Here is a 25,778-nt window from a genome sequence, read left to right as displayed (position 1 = left end):
TTCAGAGAGGGATGGACAGAACATGAGTCAAGTGCAAGCCACTCGAAAACGCGTACTTCCCGGGTTCGGGTTAACAATGGGTTATAGTGTGCTGTATCTCAGTCTGGTGGTGCTGGTGCCTTTATCGGCACTGCTTCTGAATTCAACTGGACTGACGTGGGAGAAATTTTGGGACGTGGCGACTGATGTCAGGGTGCTGGCTTCCTACAAGGTTAGCTTTTTGTGTGCCGCGGCTGCGGCGCTGATCGACCTGTTTCTCGGTTTATTGATAGCCTGGGTGCTGGTGCGTTATGAATTTCCGGGGAAACGAATTTTTGATGCGATGATTGATCTGCCCTTTGCTTTGCCTACTGCGGTAGCGGGGGTTGCTCTAACTGCCCTATATGCGCAGAACGGCTGGATCGGTTCGTTGTTCGAACCGCTTGGATGGAGGATGGCGTACTCACAGACGGGGATTACGCTAGCATTGATGTTTATTGGCATTCCGTTTGTCGTACGGACAGTTCAGCCGGTGCTGGAGGAACTGGACAAGGACGAGGAGGAGGTCGCTGCTACGCTGGGAGCTGGCAGATGGCGTATCTTCTGCAGCGTTATTGTGCCGGAGCTGGTACCACCGCTGCTGACGGGTTTTGCGCTCGCCTTTGCCCGTGGCATTGGCGAGTACGGCTCTGTCGTCTTCATTTCTGGCAATATGCCGATGAAGACGGAAATTGCTCCACTGCTCATAATGTCCAAGCTGGAGCAAAATGACTATGCAGGAGCTACGGCGGTAGCATTGATGCTGTTGGTGATTTCATTCGTGCTGTTATTCGTGATTAACAGCATTCAGCGCTGGTCACGGCGCCGTGCAGTTTAACGTAACTGCCTAAACGCAACTGTTAATATAATTGTTTAACGTTAATATGCAGGGCTGCGCATAATACCCGCGTTCTAAGGAGGGATACACCATGTCACAAGCAATAACTGGGCAGGAGCTTGCTTCTGCACCAGTGCCTTCATCTGCACCGCCCAACAGGGTCACAACCGAAGCCCCTTGGGTGAAGTGGACGCTGATTGGTGCTGCTTTTTTAGCTTTGCTCTGGGTACTGGTATTGCCGCTAATCGTCGTGCTTACCGAAGCGCTCAAGCAAGGATGGGGCGTATACGTCGAAGCGCTACGAGACCCAGATGCCATGTCTGCATTGCGGTTGACGCTGCTGGTGGCAGCGATCACTGTACCGCTGAATACGGTATTTGGTGTAGCTGCCGCTTGGCTGATCACGAAATTTCAATTTCGCGGCAAAGGCTTGCTGGTCACCTTGATTGATTTACCCTTTGCCATCTCTCCTGTCGTCGGAGGACTGATGTATGTATTAGTGTTTGGTGCACAGGGCTGGCTTGGACCGTGGCTGGACGAGCATGATATTAAAATTATATTTGCTTTGCCTGGTATTATTTTAGCGACGCTGTTCATCACCTTTCCATTTGTGGCGCGAGAACTCATTCCAATGATGGAAGATCAGGGACAGCAAGAGGAAGAAGCAGCGGTCACGCTGGGCGCGCGCGGTTGGCGTATTTTCTGGAAAGTGACGCTGCCGAACATCAAGTGGGGTCTGCTGTATGGCATCATTTTGTGTAATGCACGAGCCATGGGTGAGTTTGGTGCGGTCTCCGTTGTCTCTGGACATATCCGGGGAGAGACGAACACACTGCCGCTGCATGTGGAAATTTTGTATAACGAATATCAGTTCTCGGCATCTTTTGCGGTGGCCTCGTTATTATTGTTACTTGCTCTGGCAACCTTGGTGCTTAAAAGCTGGTTTGGACGCAAACGCGTGCATTAATTTATGATTTTGTATATGATCCCTCAGGGCCTCTCTTTGCATCTATCGTCTGTTAACGGCGAGAAGATGGGAAGAGAGGCCCTTGTTCTAAGGTGGCTGATATGGATAATAAAATGATCATATCAAGGCACGTTGGTGTGCCCAGGAGGAGCGAAGGGAAAAATGAAACATCCGTTTCAGTCCTACCGTCAGCTGTTTCCAGTGCTGTCCTCACATATCCATGTAGGGAGCTGTTCCCAAGGGGCCGTATCGAGGCCGGTTTCCGCTGCCATTGAGGAATATCATCGAAGTTTGCTGCAACACGGTCATAACGGCGAGCTGTCTATGGCACGTTTGGAGGAGGTCAGAGGGCATTTTGCCAAGCTCATTGGGGCGGAGCCTGACGAAATTGCGGTCCTATCCTCAGCCTCTGAGGCGATTGCCGGGGTGGCCACAGCCCTTCCTTATGTATCGGGAAAAGAAGGCATTGTGTATGCGGACACCGACTTCCCAACAGTGGGACACATCTGGCAGGCACAGGAGATGTTCCGTGATCACATCTGTTGTATCCCCTCCATCGAGGGAGAAGTGATAATAGAACAGTATGAGGAGCATGTTACGGAGAAAACTGCGCTCGTTATGGTGTCACAAGTGAACTATACCAACGGATTTCAGCAGGATTTAAAATCCATTGCAGATATAGCTCACCGAAATCAGGCGTTGCTGTTTGTGGATGCCTATCAGTCTGTAGGGATTATTCCAGTGGATGTAAAGGCAATGGGCGTAGATATTCTGGTCGCTGGAGCACGCAAATATATGCTTGGAATTCCGGGCGTGGCTTTTCTTTATGTAAGCAAGGATCGAATAGACCGCTTCAAGCCCCGTCTTACGGGCTGGCTTGGGCAGGAGCCCGCTTCCCGGTTTGATATTGCTCACCCGGTTCCGGCGGCGGGAGCCCGACGCTTTGAGACGGGATTGCCTTCTTTCATTAGCATTTTTGCCGCCAATGCGGCCTTAAAGCTGCTGCTGGAGATTGGAGTCACGAGTATTCAGGCCTATATGAGTGAGTTGTTGGATTTTTCCGTTGAACATGGACGGCGCAAAGGGTTACACATACGTGTACCTTACAGGGGAGGCACATTACCAAGCCTGCTCGCTGTTGAAGTAGCCGACGTGTCGGCTGTAGAGAGGCGATTGAGAAGCCAAAATATGATCGTTTCAGCACGAAAGGATGTTATCCGTGTGGCTCCGCATTTTTACAATACGGCAGAGGAAGTCCGACGGATCATAGATGAATTGGCAGAGAGATGTTGAACGGCAAAAGCCTCTTCCGAGTGAATGGGAGCATAACGTGTCCCTTTTTACACAGGAGAGGCTTTTTGGGTGTTTAGAATTCTAATTATACGATCCGTTTGCGCAGCCAGCCGGAAATCAGATCCGTCAAAATGATCAGGACTACAATACCGAGCAAGATAACGCCTACACGGTTCCAGTTGCGCATTTGGAGTGCAAATAGTAGTGGAGTACCGATACCGCCTGCACCGACCAGACCGAGCGTGGTAGCGGAACGGATGTTAATTTCAAAACGATAAAGCGAATACGAAAGAAACTGTGGAATCACCTGCGGTAGCACGGCGAAGAAAATCACCTGCCAACGGTTGGCACCGCACGCGATCAAAGCTTCCTGGGGCCCGTGATCGACACTTTCGATCGTTTCCGAGAAAAGCTTCGCCAGCATGCCTATGGAGTGAATGCCGAGGGCAAGCACACCCGCAAATGAACCGGGTCCAACGGCTTTGATAAACAAGATGGCGACGATCATTTCGGGAAATACCCGGATGACACTAAGCACAAATTTTCCGCTACCTGACAAGGGACGCAGACGGGTCATATTGCTGGACGCCCAAAAGGCGAACGGAAGACAGACAAATGCGGACACGAAGGTTCCGAGCACTGAAATGACCAGCGTATCCAGTAACCCGCGCAGTAAATCCTCTCCCTCAGGAATGTAGACGAACGACCAGTCGGGATGAAGGAAGCCGTCCAATATAGCGACAGAGACACTTTTGGCCGTTCCCTGTAATCCTTCAAACTGCATCCCGCGAAAAGCCCAAATATAAATGATGATTAGCAGAATAGCTATCGCCCATAGGCGCAGGCGGGAGCCAATAGGTCTGCGAAGCGTAGGATCATTCATAATAATTTCCTCCGTAGCAGGTTACTGCCGTAATCAATCGCAAGGACGATGACGAGGGTCAGTAGAATAATGATGCTTGCCCGATCATATCGGAACAGCCCCAGAGAACGGTCAAGCAACAGACCGATACCGCCAGCGCCAACCAGGCCCAGAACGGAAGCCGCGCGCACATTGACCTCAAAGGTATACAGCAAGTACGACACAAAATAAGGCAGAGCCTGCGGAACCACACCAAAGGCGATGACTTGGATGCGGCTCGCCCCAACAGCAGTCATGGCCTCCAGTGGTCCGGGATCAATGGCTTCAATCGCCTCAAAGGTCAGCTTGGCTATAATGCCAAAGGAGAAGAAGAGCAGGGCGAGCATCCCTGCAAACGGCCCGATGCCGAATACCGCCACAAAGATCGAGGCGAACAGCAAATCGGGAATCGTCCGTACTAGATTCAGGATCGTGCGCATCGGCAGCGAAATCAGCTTGCGCGGCATTACATTATAGGCACACAGCAACGCGACAGGGATCGCCAATATGGCTCCCAGTGTCGTGCCGACAATAGCGATCTGGATCGTTTCCAGCATCGGTTTCCAGATGGTAGGCAAGTAACTCCAATCAGGAGGAAACATTTCCTCCAGCAATTTGCCCATCTCCGGTAAGCCAACGATCAATTGGTAAGGCGTGGCATCCGTATGAATGGAGCAGGCTACCAGCACTACGATAAAGATCATCCAGGTGGCGTAACGCTTATAGCGTCCTGGCAAAGGTGGCCCTGCGGGCGGCTTACTTGGCTGCGGCGGTCCAGCATGCGGTGACGGTTGCGTCGAAGAGAGCGGCTGGGCAGTAGAGTCGGGCTTCATGATCCCACTCCCAGCAGCTCATCATGCTTGATGGCCCGGCCGTAGATCTCCGCAAAGGCCTCATCCGTAGCCTCCTTCGGTGTGCCGTCAAAGACCACTTCTCCGGCGCGCAATCCGATGATCCGCGTTGCATATTCGCGCGCGAGATCAATGAAATGCAGATTGACGATGGTCGTAATCTGCATTTCACGGTTGATCCGCTGGAGGTCATCCATCACCTGGCGGGTGGTCAGCGGATCCAGCGACGCGACAGGCTCGTCCGCCAGAATGATTTTAGCCTCTTGCGCCAGAGCGCGGGCGATGGATACGCGCTGCTGTTGGCCACCGGACAGTTCATCTGCCCGGCTGTAGGCTTTTTCGCGGATGTTCACGCGCTCCAGCGCTGTTAGTGCCAGTTCGATATCCTCCTTCGGGAAGAGGCCGAGAATGGTTCGCAGCGTCGAATGATAGCCGACACGGCCGGAAAGTACATTGCGGAGCACCGTCGAACGCTTAACCAGATTGAAACTTTGAAAGATCATGCCGATGTCACGGCGAATGCGCCGCAGCTCGCTGCTTCCAGCAGACGTGACGGACCTGCCACCCACGACAATATCGCCGGACGTAATGTCATGCAGTCGGTTAATGGAACGCAGCAGGGTAGACTTACCTGCACCGGATAAGCCGACGATGACGACCATTTCTCCCTCCTGAATCGTCAAATTAATATTGTTCAACCCTTTGGTGCCGTTCGGGTATGTTTTCGATACGTTACGGAATTCGATCATATGCTCCCAACTTTCTCCCCCGATGGGGTGGAATGAAAACAACACCGCCATGAATACATGGACGGTGCTGCCCTGTCATTCGTAAAGCCTGTTTCGTAGCTGTTACTTCATTACAGTACCTTGCTTGCTCCGGTTACTTAACTGCTTGACCAACAGCTTCGGCGTATTCACGCACGGAGTCGAAGTTTTTATCGTCGCCCTTTTCATAACCTACATGGGTGTAAATCTCTTTAATGATTTCGCCGCCTGCTGGGTCTTTGGCAATGTCAATAAAGGCTTGGCTGATCTTGTCTCTCCACGCTTGATCCATATCAGAACGTACGCTGACGGTGTCATTTGGAATTTTAGCTGTGTAATGAATGACGCGAGTTTTTTCAAATACATCCGGGATTTCCTTCTTCACCGTGTTACGTGCATCCTGGAAAACAGCTACCGCATCAACCTGACCGTTCAACAACGCCAGAATAGCAGCATCGTGGCCTTTGATTGTCACACCCTGCACATCCGTGTCCGGGTCCACGCCAGCTTTTTTCAGCTCTGCTGCAGGGTACACGTAGCCTGCGGAGGAGGTTACATTTTGCCAGCCAACCTTCTTGCCTTTCAGATCAGCTAGACTTTGAATCGGAGAATCCTTTTTCACTACGATCATGGCTTTATAAAAGTTTACTTTTTCAGTCGTGTCCTTGCCTGTAGCATCTTCAATGCCGTAGCGTTGAGCTTGCAACAGCAAATCGGCTGCTTTACGGTTATCGTGTGCCAGTACATAAGCATTTGGCGGAAGGAATCCTACATCTACCTGTTTGGAAGACATGGCTTCCACGATTGTATTGTAGTCAGGAGATACCGTTACTTTCACCGGGATTCCAAGCTTGTCACCCAGTAGATTTTCGAGCGGTTTGGCTTTGGCTTCGAGCGTATCTGCATTTTGAGAAGGAACGAACTGTACCTTTAACTCCTTAGGAACATAGGCTGTGCTTTCGTTTTTAGAGCCATCTGTACCCGGAGTGGACACGCTGTTGTTATTGCTTGCATTGGAGCCACAAGCGGCCAGACCCGCTGCCAGTGTGAAGGTCATGCACAAGGTCAGTGCTTTTTTGAACAAAATAATTTCCCCCTAAACATAGTAATAACGAAATAAAATTAAAAACCTGTAAATGCTGTGACAAACCAAATCTTAACAGCTAGTCCCGCTGCTAGGGTAAAAACCACTCCTGACTTTGGTAAAAATGATGTAAAATTTATCATATTAACATTCTCTTAACAGTGCTCTGTTAGACTTGTTCAAGCTCTATGACCGAAGCTGAGGGAGAGAACAAGATTGGATATTTTGGATATTAACGAAAAGGCAGGCCATGAAAATGTAGGTCCTGTGAGGGTGAAGTTCCGCATTATGGTTACAACCGATCTGCATGTCAGCTTGTGGAATTATGACTATTATACAGATCAGGAAACGCTGCATTACGGTCTGGCGCAAACTGCCAGCCTGATTCAAACGGCCCGGGCAGAGGTGCCCAATCACCTGCTGCTGGATAACGGAGATGTGATTCAAGGGAATCCGATGGGGGATTATGCTGTACAACGTCTTCAACAAGACCCAAGCGCGGTGCATCCCGCCTATAAAGCCATGAATCTGCTTGGGTACGAGGTGGGCAATATCGGGAATCATGAATTTAACTATGGACTGGAATATTTGCAGACTTGCCTTCAAGGAGCGAAATTTCCTTATGTGAATGCCAACATTTATATAGCAGGAGAACAAGAACGAAATTATTTTACACCTTATCTATTGCTGGATAAGACGGTAGAGGATGAAGCAGGCAGTAAGCATCTATTGAAGGTGGGGGTCATCGGCTTTGTCCCTCCGCAAATTATGCAATGGGACAAGGCGTGGCTGGAGGGGAAAATCATTGTCAAAGATATGCTGGAAACGGCAAGACGGTTTATTCCGCAAATGAAGGCGGCGGGAGCCGATCTGATCATTGCCATGCCCCATGCTGGCTTCGAAGATATTCTCGAAACACCTTATATGGAGAATGCGGTGCTGCATCTGAGCAGGGTGGAAGGGATCGACGCCATTGTGTTTGGTCATGCCCATAAAGTATTCCCTGGACCTTCGTTTATGGGGAAAACAGGTGTTGATCTAGAGCGAGGTGCCATCCATGATATTCCAGCCGTGGAGCCGGGCTTTTGGGGGGATCATCTGGGTATCATTGATCTGGAGCTGACCTTTAGTGGAGGAAAGTGGCAGGTGGTTGCATCTGCTGCCGAGGTCCGAACGGTGTATGATCCGATACGCAAGGAGGCGCTAGTACAACCGGATACTGCCATTCAGCAGTCGGTAGCAGAAGAGCACGCCGGAACACTGGAGTATATTCGTGCACCTGTAGGTCAGACGACGGTGGCGGTGAACAGCTTTTTTGCTCAGGTGATGGATGATGCTTCGGTTCAGCTCGTGAATGATGCGCAAATGTGGTATGCGAAGCAGCAGATGCAAGGGAGCGAGTACGAAGGATTGCCCGTTCTGTCGGCAGCAGCTCCTTTTAAAACAGGCGGCAGATATGGCCCAACGTACTATACCGATATTCCGGCGGGGACGTTGGCGATCAAGCATATCGCCGATCTGTACAATTTTCCGAATACGCTGCATGTCGTTCGACTGACCGGAACGGAAATTCGGGAATGGCTGGAGTGGTCTGCTGGTCAATTCCGGCAAATTGATCCTTCAGCAGAACAAGAGCAAGAGCTGATTAATTCTGATTTTCCAAGCTTTAATTTCGATATCATCGACGGCATCAGGTATCAGATTGATGTAACACAGCCAGCCAGATATGATGCTGACGGGGGCCTAAAGGACCCAGATGCACACAGAATCATTCAGATGTCTTTTGATGGCGAACCGATGGATATGCAGCGAAATTATCTGGTTGTTACGAATAACTATCGCGCGTTTTCCTCTGCGCTGGTCAATCCGGGTGGAGAGCGAATTATACTTGCTTCACCGGATGAGAATCGTCATGTGCTGACCGAATACGTGCGGCATATGGAGACGTTGACGCCAAAAGCTGACGGCCATTGGTCCCTCGCCCCATGGTCAGGGCGTCCGCATGTGACGTTCCTGACCTCGCCGCAAGCAACGGATGCCGCTAATGCCTATTCGGAGTTGCTTTATGAAGGGTTAACGGTAGAAGGGTACGCTAAGTTTGCCGTCGATTTCGGACGTTCACGGTAGAACTGCTAACTAGTTTTTGTCCTATAAGTCCACAGCATCAAAATAATAGAAATAGACTGTCCCTCAGAGGACGGTCTTTTTTCATAAAACAGATTTAAAATCGTACAAAACTCGTGATTTTATATGTCCTGAGTCGTGTTTAAAGTTATTGACCTCTCGTATAAATAGACATATACTTTGATTAAACAAATTTTGGTTTAAAAGGTAATGAAAAAGTCACCATCATTCGTTTGAGGGGGTGTCCCTTTGGAAAAAAACACCACGATCCGCGCAGAAATAGAAAAGTATATTCAAACTGAAGGCATTTCAATGCAATGTTTTGCAGATGCTTCCAAGGTAAATCCGGGTACACTTAGCGGTATACTTAATCGGAACCCGCCACGGCCGATCTCAGTCAATCAGCTTGATCTGATTACCGAGGCCATGGGATTGGAAGAAGGATCTTTGTTCGAGATGTATGTTGATGAATGTTTTATTCATTCCTTGCCGCACTGGAGGAGGTTGCGTCCGTTTCTCCTGCGTTGTTCAGAGTTGAACAAGCTGGAGTGTATACGCAGTGTACTTGGCTATTTGATGGACGATTTATCGAACGTTCCTGCCATTTTTGAGACCGCAGAAGCGATGTTTGAGGATGGCAGATATGAAGCTTCCATGCTTCTGTATGATTGTGTCATCGAAAGTGAGAAGTATACCCACTCTGAACGATTGGCGATCAGCTATTTCCGTATATTCCAGATTCAGATTAAGGATAACCAACGGAACTTGAAGGCTGCTGTACAATTCCATTTGTACCGTAGTCGTCTACCGGAAATTTACGCATTGGAAGGCTTACATATGCTATCTCAAGTGTTTGCTTTAAAAATGCAATGGTCCGAGATGGAAATGTATGCGGACGAGCTAAGAGAGCTGGCGCAGGCATTGTATCGCAATCGGAACCGTTTCGGAGATGAGCACCTGGAGCTGCTTAAGCCGCTCGTTTATTACTATGCTCAGGGGCATCTGCTCAAGGCCAGTTGCTATGAGTTTCAGGGTAGATATGAGGAATCCAAGCAATGGATTGAAGGTTATGCAGATTTGAGCTGGTTTGAGGGTTTAGACGAAGAAGGCTGGAAAGTGGTCAACCTGCATCGTGTATATGCACAGGGCAACCGACTTTGTATTGAAATTAAAATGGGCAACACTTCTGCAATCTATGAATATATTACTTATCTGCGCGAGCATCCGGATGAGACATTGGAAGGCTTGAACACCTTGCTCGAATCGGCGAACCGGTTCGGTTATTTCGTGGATGCCGAACTGGGACTGTTTAGTCAGCAACTCAAGAACTTCTGGGAGCTTGCACCGGAACGATGGGATACTCATTATCGCAAGCACTTTAATGCATTTCGTTTTGCATCCTTTTGTAAGGTGTTTGCAGAATATTATTTCCGAAAAGGCGATTACCCCGAGGGAGTGGGACAAACACTGCATTGCTTGCAACTGTCTGTTGATAATAGCTATACCGAACATATCATTGGTTGTATGGCTTTATTTGAGCAGCATCGGAATTTTGCTACACCGGAACAGCAGCAATTGTATCAAAGCCTATGCCTGGGCGTACGTGCAAATGAAAAGAATCATGCCTATGATCACAGTACCGGCGGATATTTATAATTCTAAATTTCATTCAAATTCTTCATATAACACGTTATTGCGAGGATATTCCCGTTTCAAAAGGGGATGTTCTCGTTTTTTAGCTGCTGCCGTCGCTTGTGACTTTTAGCATAGAGAGGATCGTTTTGCGCGTTGACAAGTTTCGCAAGCGGGATTAGGATAAATGCAGCACAGAAAGTGAAGGAGAGCATGAACAAATGACGATTCCCAAAACATTAACGATAGCCGGCTCCGACACAAGCGGTGGAGCGGGTATTCAGGCAGACCTGAAAACCTTTCAGGAGCTTGGCGTATATGGTATGACCGTATTGACAACCGTAGTAGCGATGGGGCCTAAAACCTGGGACCATCTTGTATATCCTGTTGCGTTGGATGTGGTAGAAGCGCAGCTGCGTACTGTATTGGAAGGTATCGGCTTTGATGCGATGAAAACCGGCATGCTTGGTTCCGTTGAAATTATCGAGCTGGTAGCCAGCCATTTGAAAAAGCATGATCTGAAGCGGATCGTAATTGACCCGGTCATGGTCTGCAAAGGCACGGATGAAGTGCTTCAGCCGGAAAATACAGAAGCGATGCTGGAATTGTTGATCCCTGGCGCTGACCTGGTAACACCGAACTTGTTCGAGGCTTCGCAACTGGCGAAGAATGGACCGATCACGACACTGGAGCAGATGCAGGAAGCGGCTGCGATTATCCATGAGCGTGGAGCTAAGCATGTACTGATCAAGGACCGTGGCAAAATTCGTGCAGGTAAAGCGATGGATCTGCTATATGACGGAATCACTTTTGACTGGTTTGAAGCCGATGTTGTAAAAACAAACTTTACCCACGGTGCAGGCTGCACCACTTCGGCAGCGGTAACGGCTGGTTTGGCACAAGGGCTGACTGTACGTGAAGCAGTGGATCAGGCCAAGAAATTCATTACACAGGCCATTGAAGGTAGCTTCAAGCTGAATGAATTCGTCGGTCCAACCCTGCATGCGGCACATCGTTTGCAAAACCAATAAAGCATGAAGGTCTGCGACATTAGGGAGACTTATAAATCCCCACCAGGCTGTATATATATTTAGGTTGCTTTAGGCAGCGACATCTATGATATATAAGTTAGATTAGGCTCAAAAGCCGCAATACATAGTATTGCGGCTTTTGAGGTTGTATTTTATTGGAATTTCGGCTTCCAGTTTGGTCTAATCGTACTGTATAATAGGCATCAGATTTATTACATTTAAGGAGGAACCGAAGCAATGACATTATTCAGCCAAATGGCTTACAGCCGACCAGAGCAACCTGAAATTGAACAGCGGTTTAAAACGCTGTTGCAGCAGTTTCGTGAAGCGGACAGCGTAGAACGTCAAAATGAAGTGATTCATGCGATTAATAAGCTACGCAGTAATGTGGAAACGCAATTGCAATTGGTGGAAGTTCGGCACTCCATTAATACGGAGGACGCCTTTTACAAAGCGGAGCAAGAGTACGCTGATGATTTCATGCCGGTTATTCAGGAGTATGTAACCGATTACTACCGGGCATTGGTGGATTCTCCATTCCGCAACGAGTTGGAGAATCAATGGGGCAGCCAGCTTTTCAGTATTGCCGAGGTAGCCCTCAAGTCGTTCCATCCGGATATTATTGAGGATTTGCAGCAGGAGAATAAGCTGACCTCGGAATATGCTCAATTGATTGCTTCAGCGAAGATCCCGTTCGAGGGGGAAGAACGCACATTGTCACAGCTCCTGCCATTTGAAATGGCTACCAACCGGGAGACACGCAAACAGGCCTCCGAGGCTAAATATCAATTTATGAGTGAGCATGAGGACGAGCTGGATCGAATTTATGATGAATTGGTCAAGGTACGTACGCGCATGGCACACAAGCTGGGCTATGACAACTTCGTAGAATTGGGCTATGCCCGCTTAGGACGTACAGATTACAATGCCGAGATGGTAGCCAATTTCCGCGAGCAGGTGCTGAAGCACATCGTTCCTTTGGCAACCAAGCTGAAGGAGCGCCAGCGCGAACGGATTGGAGTAGATCAGCTTCGCTATTACGACGAAGGCTTCAACTTCTTGTCAGGCAATCCTACGCCAAAAGGTGACCCGGAGTGGATCATTCGTAATGGAGCACGTATGTATGAGGAGCTTTCAGCGGAAACACATGAATTTTTCAGCTTTATGATCGAACGTGGATTAATGGATTTGATCAGCAAAAAGGGAAAACAAAGTGGAGGCTATTGTACATTTTTGAGCGAATATGGCACGCCGTTTATTTTCTCCAATTTCAATGGTACGTCCGGTGATATCGACGTATTGACGCATGAAGCAGGTCATGCCTTCCAGGTCTATGAAAGCCGACATTTTGAAATTCCCGAGTACCATTGGCCAACCATGGAGGCGGCTGAGATCCACTCTATGAGTATGGAGTTTTTCGCATGGCCCTGGATGAATCTGTTCTTCGAGGAAGATACGGACAAATATCACTTTGAACATCTATCTTCATCGTTGCTGTTCGTGCCTTACGGCGTAGCCGTGGATGAATTCCAGCATGCCGTATACGAACATCCGGATTGGACCCCAGCCGAACGTAAAAGCGCATGGCGCTCCATTGAACGTAAGTATAAACCGCATCTGGATTATGAAGGCAACGAATATCTCGAGCAGGGCGGATTCTGGCACAAACAGGGGCATATTTTCCAATCTCCGTTCTACTACATTGACTATACACTCGCGCAACTGTGCGCGTTCCAATTCTGGAAACGCATGAGTATCGACCGGACAGCAGCGTGGGAAGATTATTTGAAGCTGTGTCGTGCTGGGGGAAGTCGATCCTTTACCGGATTGGTTGAGCTGGCTGGACTCATCTCGCCATTCCAAGATGGTTGCATTGCCTCAGTAATCGGAGAAATCGAAGCATGGCTGAACAGTGTGGATGATAAAAAGCTGTAAGCTAACTAAAAAGGGCATTTCGCTTACCAGTTAAAGCTGAAAAGCTTGCAGATGACATGTTTTTTTAGGTGAAAGCAGGACGGTTGCACGAAAAAAAGCCGGGAACCTCTACATGATGTAGGAGTCCCGGCTTTGTGTGATTTTAGAGCAAATATACCTTATTCTTGTTTGGTGTTGAGTGGTTTGAGATTAGCCTCAATCGAAGCACGGCGCGGCTCCAAAAATGGAGGCAGTGATAGGGATTCGCCCAGAAACTCCAATTCCTCATCGGTGTCAAACCCCGGTCCATCGGTAGCCAATTCAAACAGAATGCCGTTCGGCTCACGGAAGTACAAGGAACGGAAATAAAAGCGATCTACAAAACCAGAGTTGGAAATCTGCAGCTGCCCAATACGGTCTACCCATTGTTTGAGCTCTTCCTCGGTTTCAACACGGAAAGCTACATGGTGCACACTGCCGCGTCCTGGTCGCTCTTGTGGCAGATCGTTGCGCTCTTCCAGATGCACCTCAGTTCCTGTACCGCCTTCACCCGTTTCATAGATGACCACATCCGCTTGTCCAGCAACAGGGGAAGGATAGGAGCCCTTTTTACGGAAGCCCATAACCTGTTCAAGGATGAGAATAGTATTCTCCGCTTTGGGAATGGTCAGATGAACCGGCCCAAGTCCTACAATGCCGTATTCGGCAGGGACAGGGCTTTTCTCCCAAGGCGTGCCGCCGCGCATTCCGTGATCATGCTCATCTGAAACGAGGAAGAAGCGTTGTCCTTCAAAATCCTCAAACGAAAGTGCCAGGCGCCCCGCTTGATCCGTAATTTCGCCATGTTTTACATCCAGCTGCTCGAAGCGGTTTTTCCAGTAATCCAGTGCCTTGTCATTTGGTACCCGTAGGGAGAGAGCTGAAATGCTGTTATTTCCTGTACGAGTTTGTCCCGCATGTGGAATTTCAAAGAAAGTGACTTCTGTACCCGCAGTTCCACGCTCATCTCCGTAAAAAAGGTGATACACACTAACATCATCTTGGTTCACCGTTTTCTTGATCAACCGAAGTCCCATTACCTGAGTGTAAAAATCAACATTTTTAGCCGCTGCTGCTGTAATCGCCGAAACGTGATGCAATCCTAATAGTTTCATGTCATTATCCTCCTTGGTTTTTATATGATTAGGTTTTTCTAAACAAAATAAACAGTCGAAAAACTTTTCTTTATATTTATTATCTTGATATTAAGATATATTATTTTTGATTGTTTGTCAACTTAAATTACGGTCTTGCTACAATACAGTTTCATGACGGACAATAATAGAAATTCGAAATAATGCAAAAGCAGATACAATAAAGCTCAATATAGCCCAAAGTAGATAGAATGAATTTTATTATAAAAGGAGTGTACTCAATGTATACGGATAAGGATTTAACGATTAGGCCCGTTAGAGAAGAAGACCTATATGCCCTTTGGACGTTAACTTTTAAGGAAGAAGCACCGGAATGGAAGCAGTGGGATGCACCTTATTATGAACATAAGCCACTTTCTTTTGAGGAGTATTTAAAAGAGAAGGAAAAGCGAATCGGGCAAGATGACTTTTGGATCATTGAAGTGGAGGGTAAGGTCATTGGATCGGTTAGCTACTATTGGGAGCATAAGCCGTCCCTATGGCTTGAGATGGGGATAGGTATCTTTGATTCGCAGTATTGGAGCGGTGGGTATGGTACGAGGGTACTCCGACTATGGATCACGCATTTGTTTAATACATTGCCTCTAGTAAGAGTAGGCTTTACAACATGGTCAGGAAACCATCGGATGATGAAGGTTGGAGAGAAGCTGGGTATGACCCTCGAAGCCAGGCTTCGCAAGTGCAGATATTATAATGGAGAGTATTATGATTCGATCCGAATGGGGCTTCTACGGGAAGAGTGGGAATTGCGATTAAATTTTAAAGTATAGAAGACTCGCAAGAAGGACGCTTTTTTCAAAGAATTCCATCTTGCGAGTCAAAGTTTCAATGATTTGGATCGTTTTGAAATGCGAAAGGTTACTGAGGACAATTGGCAAAAATAGTTAGCAATTCATCTACATTTGGTCCTGTGCCCACTTGTTGAACAACAACCTTTCCATCTTTAATATAGGCTAAAGTCGGAGTCCCTTGTAAATCGATATGATCTCTAAGAAATTGCCAAGTGACAGGTCCCCAGTCCCCACCATCCATATTGTAGTAATAGATTGGTTGTGATATCCGCGTAGAAAATTCTTTTAAAATGGGAGAGAATTCACGACAATAGGAGCAGCTAGGTCTACCAATATAAAAGTAAAAACCTTCTCCCGAGTTGAATTTGTCCATGGTTTCATTCGCATTAAGTCTAGGTAAATCTTTTACATTATTCTCGTATTCTTCAACAGTCGGAATATTTTTATTTTGTTCTATAGTCGTAAAATTATTATGTTCTGCAGCATAGTTAGTATCATTAGCAATGAAAAAGCTTGTCAAACACATACAAAATATAAAAGCTATTTTGAACGGTAGAAATTTTTGTTTTTTTATCATAAGAAACCTCCAAATTATTTTTTTTACGTGATTAACTAATTTTTCGGACATATAATTATTTTGATTATCACCTTCTTAAAATATTTATACGGAGCCTTAACAGACTATTGAGATTAATTGCTTCCAGAACGCCTGTATTCTTAAGCTGTAGTTAATCTATGAATAAGGTTACTACAGTTGATCTATGTAGAAATATTACTGTAATAATCAGCGCATATTGTGTCATTTTGCGTCTTGCTATACTCTAGTAACTCGTAATTATAAATGGTCAACATTAAAATTTTAATACATTTTTATCGAAAATTTGCTTTTTATAGCATGAAATTGGTTATTTTATCACTTACACATTCTATATCAAACTAAAGTGCTAATTTATATATAGCATTCTACAAATTTGATAGGATAGGTGAAGACTATGTTTAACAACAAACAAGTAGTCATAATTGATACTGGAATGGACATGACGAATCGTAGTTTAAGTAAACATGTTATAGATGGAGTGAGATTTCAATTTTCAGGAAACGAAATTATCGAGGATAATGATTTTCAGGATGACCATGGGCATGGAACATCTGTGGCAGATACGATTATGCAAGTTTTTAGTGAGGCTCAATTTTACATCATAAAAATAGCAAATGAAGAAGGGAAAACGAGTACTAGACTCTTGCAGATGGCGTTGAAGAAATGCCTTAATCTGAATATTAAATATATTTGCATAAGCATTTCGGTTACTTCAGAAGGATACTATCAGCAACTTAGCCAAATTACACAGCAGTTAGTAGATCAAAATAAACTTATTTTTGTATCTGTAAAAAATGGTAGTCAGAGTAGTTATCCAGCTAGTCTGCCTACTGTCATTGGTGTAAATGGGCAAATGTTTTGTTCAATTGAGTCATTTTTATATTCAAAAAACAAAGAAATTCAAGCTGTATTTGATGATGCCCCAATTTTTGTCTATACACTTGCCGAACGGTTTGCCTTTTTTAAAGGTACTTCTAAAGCGAATGCTCTTTGTGTGGGGAGAAGTATGCAACTGATCTCTTCTGAGGTGAAGAACTCTGACATTTATAATAAAGATATCACGTTTTCAGAGGTTAATGATATTCTTGAACGCAGTGCTTTGGAATATGAGGTGACAGTAGCTGAATTTAAACCTATCCTTGATGCTGACATGGATAGTAACTTAGTAAAAAAATTTGGCAGGTATATAGAAAAGGCGATTTATGAAACCACTAATCTTGAAATTGACATCCATACTTTATATAAAGTTCCTTTTATTTGTGAGTTGACGGGAATAACTTTTAAAAATTTTGATGATTTTTGGAATAGCTTAGAAAAAGAGTTGAATCATACCTTAAACGATTATCACAATATACATATATTAAATGTATGTTCTCTCGCTGCATTGTTGAAATACTTGGAGGAGCTAGATGTTTAATCAAATTAAGCTGTTTGAAATCTATATTTTTAGTATTTAAATAAAAATATAAAAAATGTATTTATTTAGAAAAAAGATTTGATTATAGAAAACTTGAAATGGTATACTATATATGTAATTAGTAAGCGCTATATAATAAATAAGGTTAACTTTGAACCTCCATAATAAACCCAGTAAAGAGGGGATTGGAATTGTGCTGGGCATGACCGAAAATCATATTGTTCCTTGCAACTGAGAATTAATTCATTGATGTGAAGTTCATAAGTTAACTTATACACGATACTTTACAATTAAGAATAATTAATGTATGTAGGGATGTGATTGGATGTTAAACATTGCTCTGTGTGATGATACAAATGTAGAACTGGCCCGGGTGGAGAGGTTTACGTTAGAATATCCCTTTACTAAAGTAGAAGTAGATACTTTTGGAAGTGGGCAAAAGTTGCTGCAATATGTAGCTAAGAATAAAACGGAATACAATATTTATCTGCTTGATATTGAGATGGCGGATATGGATGGCATTAGTTTAGCCAAAAAGGTAAGAGAGTTTGACAATAAAGCTGTAATTATCTTTGTAACCAATTATGACGAATACATGCCAGATGTATTTAAAGTACAAACCTTTGATTACATACTGAAACCTGTGAATAAAGAAACCCTTTTTGAGGTTCTTCAAAGAGCTGATCACTATTTACATAGTTCACATAGTTATTTTGAGTTTAGCTATGAACGAAATAAGCTCATTATAAACGAAGATGAAATTATGTACTTTGAGAAAAGTGGAAGGGCTGCTCATATTTATACAGAGACAAAAGAATATAAGTGTAATCAGACAACTTCACAAATACTTGCTCAACTTGATCCGATGGCTTTCACTCAGATTCATGCTTCGTATATCATTAACCTGAAATACGTTGTGGGAATAAAATGCGAAAATATTATGATGAAACGGATCGTAAATGGTGAAATTCAGGAAACTTATTTGGAACTACCGATCAGTAGAAAGTATAAAAAAGATTTTAAACAAAAAATGATGAATTATATGAGGAAGAGATTCTAATTGGAAAGAGTCATGTTTGATTTTATACTAAATTCTTTTGATATTTTCATTATAAGTAGATTTCTGAATAAAGTTTTATTTACTAAAAAGGGACTTTCGACGGAGAAAATCTGGCTGTTTACGATTGCATTAATAGGTCTGACAGTAGTCGGTATGTACTTTTTGAAAACAACATTTGATGTTATGCTAAATGTTGTTCCAGTGTTCACTATACTTTGTTTTTACCCAAAAAATCATATAACAACAAAACTGTGTTGGGGTACAGTTGTAATTGCAATTGAAATCTTATCTGTAGGAGTATGTTGCGCCATCATGAATGCTTGTTTTCCAAATGTACTCCTTACATCAGATAATGTATCTTATTATTACGAAGCGGGTGCTCTCCTCTCAGAAATCAGTAAATTTTTCTTTTTTTTATGGGTCCCTTTACTTTTTAAAATAGATGTTTATAAAAGAGAAACTACTCTGCATTATTTATACATGTGTTTGTTTGCAGTTCCTATCATAACTCTTTGCATGTTGTGCAGTCATTTTGATTTGATTTTAAGATCAGGTAAGAACCCAAATGAGTGGTTAAGTGTAATTTCTATGATTGGTGTTTTATCAATCAATATCATCATGTTAATTATTTATGAACAATTAAGCCGAATGTACGGCGAAATGATAGAGCAGGAATTATTAAACTTCAATCTTAAAGCAGAAAATAAACACTATGATAATCTGGAGAAATCGCAAAAAGAAATTCGGAGAATCAGGCATGATATGAGAAATGAACTGTTGACCTTAAAAGGATTGCTGAAAGAAAATAATGTTGAGGCAGCAGAGGGGTTTATAGAAGAAATTCTCTCAGATATTAAATGTACTGAAACTCAGAAATATTCACCGAACAATGTACTTAATTACGTACTCACCGAGAAAATAAATTTGGCTACTAAAAAAAGCATTGTAGTGAGCATTGATAGTTTTCTTCCAGAAAAATTTTCTCTAAATAATAATATTATAGCCGTTGTATTTGGTAATTTGCTGGATAATGCAATAGAGGGCTGTGACAAGGTAACTGAAGGTAAGAAAACAATGGATATAAAAATAAAATATCATGCAAAGCAACTTTATATAGAGATTTCCAATACGTTTAATCCGCTGTTTGTAAATAGTAATTTTATAAGTAATAAAAAGAATAGAAAAAATCACGGTTTTGGATTGAAAAGTGTCAAGCAGATTGTAAAAGAAAACTCAGGAATCCTGGATATAAGGACCGTGGAAGACCGGTTTTGCGTCAATATTATTTTATGGGACTTAGAATAGGAATCGAATTCGTGAAAGGGCGTAGACGCTTATGCAGCTACGTCCTGCTCCTGCATTACAACAATATTTGTTCATATTTACTCCCTAGTTCACTATCATGTGTAATTAATATAATGGTATGGTTGTACTTTAGATCATCTAATAGATCAATAAAGTTCTTTTTTACAACACCATCTAAATTTGAAGTGGGTTCATCAAAAATTAATACTTCTTTATTAGTATAGATATTCCGCAGTATCGAAATTAATTGCTGTTGCCCTCCTGATAAAGAAAAGTTTTTACCGATTATTTGATCTTTTTTACTTTCTTCGATAAATTTCTTGGTATCCAATAATTCAATATATGAATTCAGTTGCCTTATAGGGATGCCTGGTTGCCCCAAAGTTATATTGTTAAAGATCGTATCTACATACATGACGGGTTCCTGGAAGCATATGCCTATTTTGCTGATAATATCTTTACGTTTCCATTCTCTCATTTCCTTTTCGTTCACTAAGATATCACCTGTATAATTACAATTAATCTTGGTGAGTAATTTTAATAGTGTGCTTTTTCCAGCTCCGTTGCGTCCTGAAAGACAAAAAATATGATTTCCATGAATAGAGAACGAGACATCGGATAGTGCTTTTTCCAAACCGTTATAGCTATAACTGACATTTTTAAATTCTATATTCATTTTATTTAACCTCGTCTGCTTTCATAATGGACTCAATTCTTTCAATAGACACTTTGGCTTGCTTCCAACCAGCCACATAGTTGGTCACACTTTTTATAGGACCTATAATCTGATTTGAATAATAGACAAACACCGTTAGTATCCCCATACTTGTTTGGCCTTCCATTACTAAAATTGCACCAAGACCTAAAAGAATTACACTTCCCACAGAAGTAATAACAGAAGGGACAGTGGAAGCTACGATAATTGTATTTGCCCTCTGTCTATTAGCTTCAAGTGATTTTCCCTCCAAAGGCATGTACTTTCCCAAAATATAGTCTTTTATATCCATTCCAATAGAATACAGAAGTGATCCAAGTGTATGCCTAATATAAGAAATAGAATCATCATAAGCATTCATAACGTCTTTTGTCTTTTGAGTAATTTTTTTATTGAAAAATACTTGACTTAGCATTGTCAAAAGCATAATCAAAAGTACGAGTGTGAATAATTTGTAGTTAAAAAAAAGCAATACAATACAAATAACAATGAGAAAAAGTAGGTTTGATATTAGCATGGGGATACCATTGGATACTAATCTTTCGATGATTCCGATGTCATTAATAAACAGGGATAATAGCTTATCGTTGTTTGAAGTAATGGTCTCACCTGGCAAAACGAAAAATTTTTCTAATAATTTTTTTTTCATAGCATAAGAGATTCTTTTTCCTAATTCGGCAAAAATGAATTCACAAAGTAAACTACATAGGTGAGAAAGGATAAATAAGCCTGTTGCTATTCCTATAAGTTTTACAATTAAGGAGATATCTTTGGAGATTAATCCAGAGTCAACAATTTTACTGATGTATTGCGGAATAATCATGCTGAGTATTGCGTCTGCGGCTTGGAAAGCTAAAATTAAAAAAACAAAAAGCTTAAAATTAGATACCTCTGTAACAATCCACTTATATTTAGTAAACATTGACTTTGTATCGCCTCCAGTGTGACTTACAAAAAAATATACATGTGAGTGTTCATTTTTTCGAAATATACTGTTATTCATTCTATAGATTAAATCTCCCATTCCCCTGTTCATGACACTAAGCACCATTTTCTTGTCATAAACTACATTCCGTAGGTTTAAGTCAACTGATTCCTCGTTTATTTTGTCATTAAAACATTGGAATATGACATATAAATGATTTTCTTAGTAATTAATGATGTATTTAATGTTGGGAAGTAAATTGCATGAGAGGAGAATTAGTCATGAAGTATGTTTTTAATCCTTATTTGCATGAGTTATTTCATAATCATCAAGTTATTATCGCTAATACAAAAACAGGTCATTTTCTAAAGACATCCAAATCCTATTTCAATGTCTTGAAGGATATGGTAAATGCAGGAGAAACGGAGTTATTTCTAACCCCCACTGAAGGTTCACCGCACGCTGAAGTTGCCCAAAATTTATCGAACCTTTTTCATGGATTAGTAAATATTCAATGTATCCTAACTGAAGATCAGCTCACCCATATTTATAAAGAGCCCTTAGATGTCGTATATCTGGCTTTGACAAATAAATGCAACCTAAAATGTAAACATTGCAGCGCTGGAGCTGATTTAAAATTCATCGATGCTTTAACAACAGAAAAAGTAAAAGAGGTTATTGATCAAATCGTCATCCTTCAGCCCCAGGCCATTAATGTGACAGGTGGCGAACCTATGCTGCGTATGGATATTTTGGATATTTTGGCTTACCTAAGACGTAAGTTTGATGGTGTTATTCTGCTATCGACGAATGGTCTTTTTATTTCTGAAAAAAACGCTGAACAGCTCCTTAAGTATGTAGATAAAGTATCTTTCAGTGTAGATGGATATGATGAAGAAACTTGTACGAAAATTAGAGGCAGAGGCGTCTTTAAAAGAGTGATCCAAAGCATCAAGTTGCTCCAGTGTAAGGGATTACGAAAAATTGCTTTATCGATGACGATCACTAATTACACCCTTGATAGAGGAAGGGAAAAGTTCCTTGAATTGTGTGAGAACTTGAAGGTTGAACCCATTGTACGTATCTTAACAACGGCTGGAAGAGCAGGAGAAAACATTGATGAAATTTTTCCTGAGAAACCCTTTATAGATGATCTAACCTCCCAAGATGTTACATGCCGACTTTGTTCACCAGGGAAAAAAGAAATTTTTATAGGAGGAAACGGAAAGATTTATCCCTGTGGAGGACTGATGGAATCAGAAGATTTTGTTCTAGGAAATGTGTTTGATGATCATTTAATTGAATTAATGGCTAAAGGCAATCAAAGGGCAGATTACGATCCAATTAGTCTTGTTAGACCATGGGAATTTGAGCCTTGCAAGAACTGCAATGTTAATTTATTTTGCCATCACTGCATAAGTAACATTTATTATTTACATCAAAATCAAGAATTATTTGATACCATATGTCAAAAACAAAAGAAGCAACTTCAAGAATTAGTTTGGAATATTGAATAATTTAATAAAGGAGAATGATGTCATGAAATTCACCTATTGGGTGACCGAAAATTGCAACTTGAGCTGCAAATATTGCTACGTTAATAAGACTCCAAAAACAATGGATCAGAAAACGGCAACTAAAGCAATTGAATTTACAGAAAAAATGCTCTCTACAACCTCTATTGAGAATAAAGATAGAGTACGTATAGCACTACATGGTGGCGAGCCGCTGCTTAACTATCCAATAATTCAGTATTTTGTAGAAGAATTAAAACAAAGAATTTCTGACCCCATTACTTTTATGATGACAACGAACGGCACCATCCATGACCAGAACATACTTGACTATGTTTTGAAAAATATCCAATTAACCGTTAGTTTGGATGGGCAGCAAGAAAGTCATGATCTTAATAGGATATACAAGAATGGAAATGGTAGTTTTAATAGGGTGATTGGAACCCTAGATTACATCAAGACTCAATCAAAATTTTTTCGCGTAAGGATGACAGTAACATCCAATAATGTTACCTATTTAGCTGACAATTATATGTATCTTTCTGAAAGAGGTTACTCCAATGTCACCTTTGCATTAGATGAAAGCGATATGAACTGGAACAAAGAACTAATGAAAGTTTATCAGAAAAATCTTGAAGAAATTTTTTCATACATGGTTAATAGAGATTTCAACAAAGCACAATATTTCTTGTACAATTTCAAAAATGAGTATTTCCGACCGAGAGGAGTCTGCGACGGCTGTCACACAAGCTTTCATATATCTAGTACAGGGGATATCTATCCTTGTATTCTTGCAGTAGGTCACGAAGAATTCTCTATGGGGGATGTAGTCTCAGGTATGGTCGAGCAGCGTTTATCTGATTTAGATATCATTAATCAAAAAGATCAAGGAACTTGTACAAGTTGTGCTATGTATAATAATTGTCGTACTAAAATGTGTAAAATTATAAATAAAATACAAACTGAAAGTTATTATCAATCATCACCTGTATTTTGCGCAATGCAAAGAATACATTATTCAACTGTGAAAAAGTATGAACATATATTAGAAAACTTCGATCTTCTTATATCGAAATGAAGCTAAAAACCAATTATGCAAGAAAAAGTGCTGATTTTTACAATACAGATTTAGGAGGCATTTGAAATGGTATCTTAAGAGTGAAGGGAGGTGAGGTTATCATGGAAAAGCTTGAAACTTTAGTAGCTAAAGAGTTTGATATGGAAGTACAAAAAGCTTGTACCGGCCAATGCGATGCAGATTGTATTGAAGGCACTAATAATTGTACTTCAAATACTACCACATGGTATTAATAGACTGTAAAACTTGTTTTTTTCCAATTGGATTTATTGTTTAATCGAAGAAAAGAAGAGGTAGAGATACTTCAGGCTGTCGAGAAAGTCTCGACAGCCTATTTATGTTGATGATATTTAAAACGACACCGCGTTAATGTTATATAATAAATAACTTCGTATAGAACGGACGGTGCTCGTATGCTGCGATTTCATCGAGACAAACAACAATCCTTTGAATTAGTTTCTCTGGAAGAACTGGTGCCCCAAGATCATTTGCTTTGCAAAGTGGATAAATACATAGACTTCTCCTTTATTCATGAGAAGGTAAGTCCGTTATATTGTGCAACAATAGGCGCCCTGCCATTGATCCTACCGTGTTGTTTAAAATGATTTTTCTCGGTTATTTCTATGGCATTCGCTCAGAAAGGTAACTCGAGCGAGAAATTCAAACGAACCTGGCTTATCGCTGGTTTCTGGGGCTGGCTTAACCGATAAAGTTCCAGACCATACGACGATAAGCTGGAACCGCCGCACACGCTTCTAAGACACCACAATCTTTCAAGATATCTTCGATGAAATGGTGCTGCAGGCGATCTCTCACCGAATGGTGGGCGGGCGTGTTCTCATCACCGATTCCACACACGCAAAGCTAATGCCAACAAACACCAGTTCATCAAAGAGCAAGTAATGCAGAATACCAAAGACTATATGGTCCGTGATGGCAAGCCCGAAGGCTTTTTTTATCTGGACCACCGTACGGTGGATATGAAGTACAATGTGATTACGGATGTGCATGTGCACCAGGGAATGTACCTGATTCCGTCCCCTATTTGTCCCGTTTGGACCGCCAGAGAGCGCGTTTTGGTTTTCAAGTAGAAGCTGTTGCACTCGATTCCGGTTATTTAACGACGGCGATTTGCCGAGGTTTGCAAAACCGAAAGATTTTTGCTGTGATTGCTCACCGAAGATTCCATCCCAGACAAGGCCTGTTTCCGAAATGGAAGTTTGAATACGATACCAAACGCAATGTGTATAGACGCCCAGCCCAATAGGAAATGCCCTACCGAACGACGGATCGGACAGTATGCGACTGATCCAGCTCAGTGCCAGCATTGCCCACTACTGGGCCAGTGTACACAGTCTCGAACCCCCCGCAAAGTGGTGACTCGGCATGTCTGGGAAGACAGAAAAGAGTGGGGACGGAGCAACCGGCTGAGTGCATCGGGGAAACAGCTGTACCGCAAACGAAAAGAGACGATTGAGCGAAGCTTCGCGGATGCCAAAGAACACCATGGGTTTCGCTATTGCCGTTTGCGCGGACTTCCGAACGTCAGGGAACAAGCGCTCATGACGGCAGCTGTGCAGAACATGAAGAAGATGGCGATCCACCTGGATCGCCTGGAAAAACAGGGGTAACCCCCGTTTTTCCAGATACCAGACCCTTATGATGTAAAGAAAAAGAAACCCGCGTCTCAAAAAGATGGGGGTTCTCGACAATCTGAGATACTTCCTCTTTTTTTATATATAGACAACCTTAATCTTAACTA

The 25,778-nt window shown here is 42.8% G+C and carries 22 protein-coding genes and 1 pseudogene; 15 read left to right on the top strand and 8 right to left on the bottom strand.

What is annotated here, in order from left to right:
- Positions 1-22 precede the first annotated feature (22 nt).
- From cysT to MKY98_RS22285, 3 genes are all read left to right on the top strand, one after another.
- Entirely contained in the window at positions 23-856 is an 834-nt protein-coding gene (cysT, locus tag MKY98_RS22295; protein ID WP_069011945.1) for a sulfate ABC transporter permease subunit CysT, read from the top strand.
- Positions 857-947: 91 nt separating this feature from the next.
- Complete coding sequence (gene cysW / locus MKY98_RS22290; RefSeq protein ID WP_069011947.1) at positions 948-1,823, top strand: sulfate ABC transporter permease subunit CysW; 876 nt, start codon at positions 948-950, stop codon at positions 1,821-1,823.
- Positions 1,824-1,985: 162 nt separating this feature from the next.
- On the top strand, positions 1,986-3,116 hold the full coding sequence (locus MKY98_RS22285) for an aminotransferase class V-fold PLP-dependent enzyme (RefSeq protein ID WP_069011949.1): 1,131 nt from the start codon (positions 1,986-1,988) through the stop codon (positions 3,114-3,116).
- A gap of 85 nt (positions 3,117-3,201) precedes the next feature.
- Here MKY98_RS22285 and phnE (MKY98_RS22280) read toward each other — a convergent pair whose 3' ends face one another.
- From phnE (MKY98_RS22280) to MKY98_RS22265, 4 genes are all read right to left on the bottom strand, one after another.
- Positions 3,202-3,999 carry a phosphonate ABC transporter, permease protein PhnE gene (gene phnE / locus MKY98_RS22280; protein ID WP_013312028.1) on the bottom strand — a complete coding sequence of 266 codons (798 nt, stop codon included), beginning with the start codon at positions 3,997-3,999 and terminating at the stop codon, positions 3,202-3,204.
- Entirely contained in the window at positions 3,996-4,850 is an 855-nt protein-coding gene (phnE, locus tag MKY98_RS22275) for a phosphonate ABC transporter, permease protein PhnE (protein WP_029519297.1), read from the bottom strand. Before phnE (MKY98_RS22275) ends, phnE (MKY98_RS22280) begins: the two co-directional genes overlap by 4 nt.
- Entirely contained in the window at positions 4,847-5,617 is a 771-nt protein-coding gene (gene phnC, locus MKY98_RS22270; protein ID WP_069011950.1) for a phosphonate ABC transporter ATP-binding protein, read from the bottom strand. Before phnC ends, phnE (MKY98_RS22275) begins: the two co-directional genes overlap by 4 nt.
- Positions 5,618-5,750: 133 nt before the next feature.
- Complete coding sequence (locus MKY98_RS22265) at positions 5,751-6,719, bottom strand: phosphate/phosphite/phosphonate ABC transporter substrate-binding protein (RefSeq protein ID WP_069011952.1); 969 nt, start codon at positions 6,717-6,719, stop codon at positions 5,751-5,753.
- Between the two features lie 216 nt (positions 6,720-6,935).
- Here MKY98_RS22265 and MKY98_RS22260 point away from each other — a divergent pair, with 216 nt between their 5' ends.
- The 4 genes from MKY98_RS22260 to MKY98_RS22245 all read left to right on the top strand — a co-directional run bounded on the left by MKY98_RS22260 (position 6,936) and on the right by MKY98_RS22245 (position 13,441).
- Positions 6,936-8,846: a bifunctional 2',3'-cyclic-nucleotide 2'-phosphodiesterase/3'-nucleotidase gene (locus tag MKY98_RS22260; RefSeq protein WP_069011954.1), complete on the top strand. Its 1,911-nt coding sequence runs from the start codon at positions 6,936-6,938 to the stop codon at positions 8,844-8,846.
- Positions 8,847-9,092: 246 nt separating this feature from the next.
- Complete coding sequence (locus tag MKY98_RS22255; RefSeq protein WP_069011956.1) at positions 9,093-10,499, top strand: DNA-binding protein; 1,407 nt, start codon at positions 9,093-9,095, stop codon at positions 10,497-10,499.
- A 197-nt stretch (positions 10,500-10,696) separates the two neighbouring features.
- A complete protein-coding gene (gene thiD, locus MKY98_RS22250) occupies positions 10,697-11,506 on the top strand; it encodes a bifunctional hydroxymethylpyrimidine kinase/phosphomethylpyrimidine kinase (RefSeq protein ID WP_029519291.1) in 810 nt (269 codons plus the stop codon).
- A 237-nt stretch (positions 11,507-11,743) separates the two neighbouring features.
- Positions 11,744-13,441, top strand: a complete 1,698-nt coding sequence (locus MKY98_RS22245; RefSeq protein ID WP_069011958.1) for a M3 family oligoendopeptidase — start codon at positions 11,744-11,746, stop codon at positions 13,439-13,441.
- Between the two features lie 158 nt (positions 13,442-13,599).
- Here the strand turns inward: MKY98_RS22245 and MKY98_RS22240 are convergent, their stop codons facing one another.
- Complete coding sequence (locus MKY98_RS22240; RefSeq protein ID WP_069011960.1) at positions 13,600-14,574, bottom strand: ring-cleaving dioxygenase; 975 nt, start codon at positions 14,572-14,574, stop codon at positions 13,600-13,602.
- A 260-nt stretch (positions 14,575-14,834) separates the two neighbouring features.
- On the opposite strand from MKY98_RS22240, the gene MKY98_RS22235 reads away from it, so the two are divergent.
- Positions 14,835-15,383, top strand: coding sequence for a GNAT family N-acetyltransferase (locus MKY98_RS22235; protein WP_069011962.1), 549 nt, complete (start codon positions 14,835-14,837; stop codon positions 15,381-15,383).
- Between the two features lie 88 nt (positions 15,384-15,471).
- Here MKY98_RS22235 and traF read toward each other — a convergent pair whose 3' ends face one another.
- The gene (gene traF, locus MKY98_RS22230) at positions 15,472-15,981 is read right to left on the bottom strand and encodes a conjugal transfer protein TraF (protein ID WP_069011964.1); all 510 of its coding nucleotides are present in this window, start codon (positions 15,979-15,981) and stop codon (positions 15,472-15,474) included.
- A gap of 415 nt (positions 15,982-16,396) precedes the next feature.
- On the opposite strand from traF, the gene MKY98_RS22225 reads away from it, so the two are divergent.
- The 3 genes from MKY98_RS22225 (at position 16,397) to MKY98_RS22215 (ending at position 19,784) form a co-directional block, all read left to right on the top strand.
- Entirely contained in the window at positions 16,397-17,419 is a 1,023-nt protein-coding gene (locus MKY98_RS22225) for a S8 family serine peptidase (protein ID WP_069011966.1), read from the top strand.
- 325 nt (positions 17,420-17,744) lie between these two features.
- Positions 17,745-18,479: a LytR/AlgR family response regulator transcription factor gene (locus MKY98_RS22220; RefSeq protein WP_016820363.1), complete on the top strand. Its 735-nt coding sequence runs from the start codon at positions 17,745-17,747 to the stop codon at positions 18,477-18,479.
- A complete protein-coding gene (locus tag MKY98_RS22215) occupies positions 18,480-19,784 on the top strand; it encodes a sensor histidine kinase (protein WP_069011968.1) in 1,305 nt (434 codons plus the stop codon). It begins immediately after the preceding gene.
- Between the two features lie 55 nt (positions 19,785-19,839).
- On the opposite strand, the gene MKY98_RS22210 is transcribed toward MKY98_RS22215, so the two are convergent.
- On the bottom strand, positions 19,840-20,460 hold the full coding sequence (locus tag MKY98_RS22210) for an ATP-binding cassette domain-containing protein (protein ID WP_069011972.1): 621 nt from the start codon (positions 20,458-20,460) through the stop codon (positions 19,840-19,842).
- Position 20,461: 1 nt separating this feature from the next.
- The gene (locus MKY98_RS22205) at positions 20,462-21,421 is read right to left on the bottom strand and encodes an ABC transporter transmembrane domain-containing protein (protein WP_069011974.1); all 960 of its coding nucleotides are present in this window, start codon (positions 21,419-21,421) and stop codon (positions 20,462-20,464) included.
- A gap of 284 nt (positions 21,422-21,705) precedes the next feature.
- Here MKY98_RS22205 and MKY98_RS22200 point away from each other — a divergent pair, with 284 nt between their 5' ends.
- The 4 genes and pseudogenes from MKY98_RS22200 to MKY98_RS22185 all read left to right on the top strand — a co-directional run bounded on the left by MKY98_RS22200 (position 21,706) and on the right by MKY98_RS22185 (position 25,647).
- Positions 21,706-22,941 carry a radical SAM/SPASM domain-containing protein gene (locus MKY98_RS22200; protein WP_069011976.1) on the top strand — a complete coding sequence of 412 codons (1,236 nt, stop codon included), beginning with the start codon at positions 21,706-21,708 and terminating at the stop codon, positions 22,939-22,941.
- A gap of 22 nt (positions 22,942-22,963) precedes the next feature.
- Positions 22,964-24,016 (top strand): radical SAM/SPASM domain-containing protein, encoded by a 1,053-nt coding sequence (locus tag MKY98_RS22195; RefSeq protein ID WP_069011979.1) that lies wholly within the window; start codon positions 22,964-22,966, stop codon positions 24,014-24,016.
- A 101-nt stretch (positions 24,017-24,117) separates the two neighbouring features.
- Positions 24,118-24,249, top strand: a complete 132-nt coding sequence (locus tag MKY98_RS22190; RefSeq protein WP_016820357.1) for a hypothetical protein — start codon at positions 24,118-24,120, stop codon at positions 24,247-24,249.
- Between the two features lie 180 nt (positions 24,250-24,429).
- Positions 24,430-25,647, top strand: a pseudogene (locus MKY98_RS22185) (transposase).
- Positions 25,648-25,778 lie beyond the last annotated feature (131 nt).

This window comes from Paenibacillus sp. FSL M8-0228, assembly GCF_038007385.1.
In the GTDB taxonomy this organism is placed as follows: domain Bacteria; phylum Bacillota; class Bacilli; order Paenibacillales; family Paenibacillaceae; genus Paenibacillus; species Paenibacillus polymyxa_D.
The sequence above is the reverse complement of the archived record's forward strand: the minus strand, read 5'-3'. Positions and strand labels throughout refer to the sequence as shown.

Bases quoted from the DNA above. Each gene is read 5' to 3' on its own strand.
- cysT (WP_069011945.1), top strand. From the start codon at position 23: ATGAGTCAAGTGCAAGCCACTCGAAAACGCGTACTTCCCGGGTTCGGG.
- cysW (WP_069011947.1), top strand. From the start codon at position 948: ATGTCACAAGCAATAACTGGGCAGGAGCTTGCTTCTGCACCAGTGCCT.
- MKY98_RS22285 (WP_069011949.1), top strand. From the start codon at position 1,986: ATGAAACATCCGTTTCAGTCCTACCGTCAGCTGTTTCCAGTGCTGTCC.
- phnE (WP_013312028.1), bottom strand. From the start codon at position 3,999: ATGAATGATCCTACGCTTCGCAGACCTATTGGCTCCCGCCTGCGCCTA.
- phnE (WP_029519297.1), bottom strand. From the start codon at position 4,850: ATGAAGCCCGACTCTACTGCCCAGCCGCTCTCTTCGACGCAACCGTCA.
- phnC (WP_069011950.1), bottom strand. From the start codon at position 5,617: ATGATCGAATTCCGTAACGTATCGAAAACATACCCGAACGGCACCAAA.
- thiD (WP_029519291.1), top strand. From the start codon at position 10,697: ATGACGATTCCCAAAACATTAACGATAGCCGGCTCCGACACAAGCGGT.
- MKY98_RS22245 (WP_069011958.1), top strand. From the start codon at position 11,744: ATGACATTATTCAGCCAAATGGCTTACAGCCGACCAGAGCAACCTGAA.
- MKY98_RS22240 (WP_069011960.1), bottom strand. From the start codon at position 14,574: ATGAAACTATTAGGATTGCATCACGTTTCGGCGATTACAGCAGCAGCG.
- MKY98_RS22235 (WP_069011962.1), top strand. From the start codon at position 14,835: ATGTATACGGATAAGGATTTAACGATTAGGCCCGTTAGAGAAGAAGAC.
- traF (WP_069011964.1), bottom strand. From the start codon at position 15,981: ATGATAAAAAAACAAAAATTTCTACCGTTCAAAATAGCTTTTATATTT.
- MKY98_RS22225 (WP_069011966.1), top strand. From the start codon at position 16,397: ATGTTTAACAACAAACAAGTAGTCATAATTGATACTGGAATGGACATG.
- MKY98_RS22220 (WP_016820363.1), top strand. From the start codon at position 17,745: ATGTTAAACATTGCTCTGTGTGATGATACAAATGTAGAACTGGCCCGG.
- MKY98_RS22210 (WP_069011972.1), bottom strand. From the start codon at position 20,460: ATGAATATAGAATTTAAAAATGTCAGTTATAGCTATAACGGTTTGGAA.
- MKY98_RS22205 (WP_069011974.1), bottom strand. From the start codon at position 21,421: ATGTTTACTAAATATAAGTGGATTGTTACAGAGGTATCTAATTTTAAG.
- MKY98_RS22200 (WP_069011976.1), top strand. From the start codon at position 21,706: ATGAAGTATGTTTTTAATCCTTATTTGCATGAGTTATTTCATAATCAT.
- MKY98_RS22195 (WP_069011979.1), top strand. From the start codon at position 22,964: ATGAAATTCACCTATTGGGTGACCGAAAATTGCAACTTGAGCTGCAAA.
- MKY98_RS22190 (WP_016820357.1), top strand. From the start codon at position 24,118: ATGGAAAAGCTTGAAACTTTAGTAGCTAAAGAGTTTGATATGGAAGTA.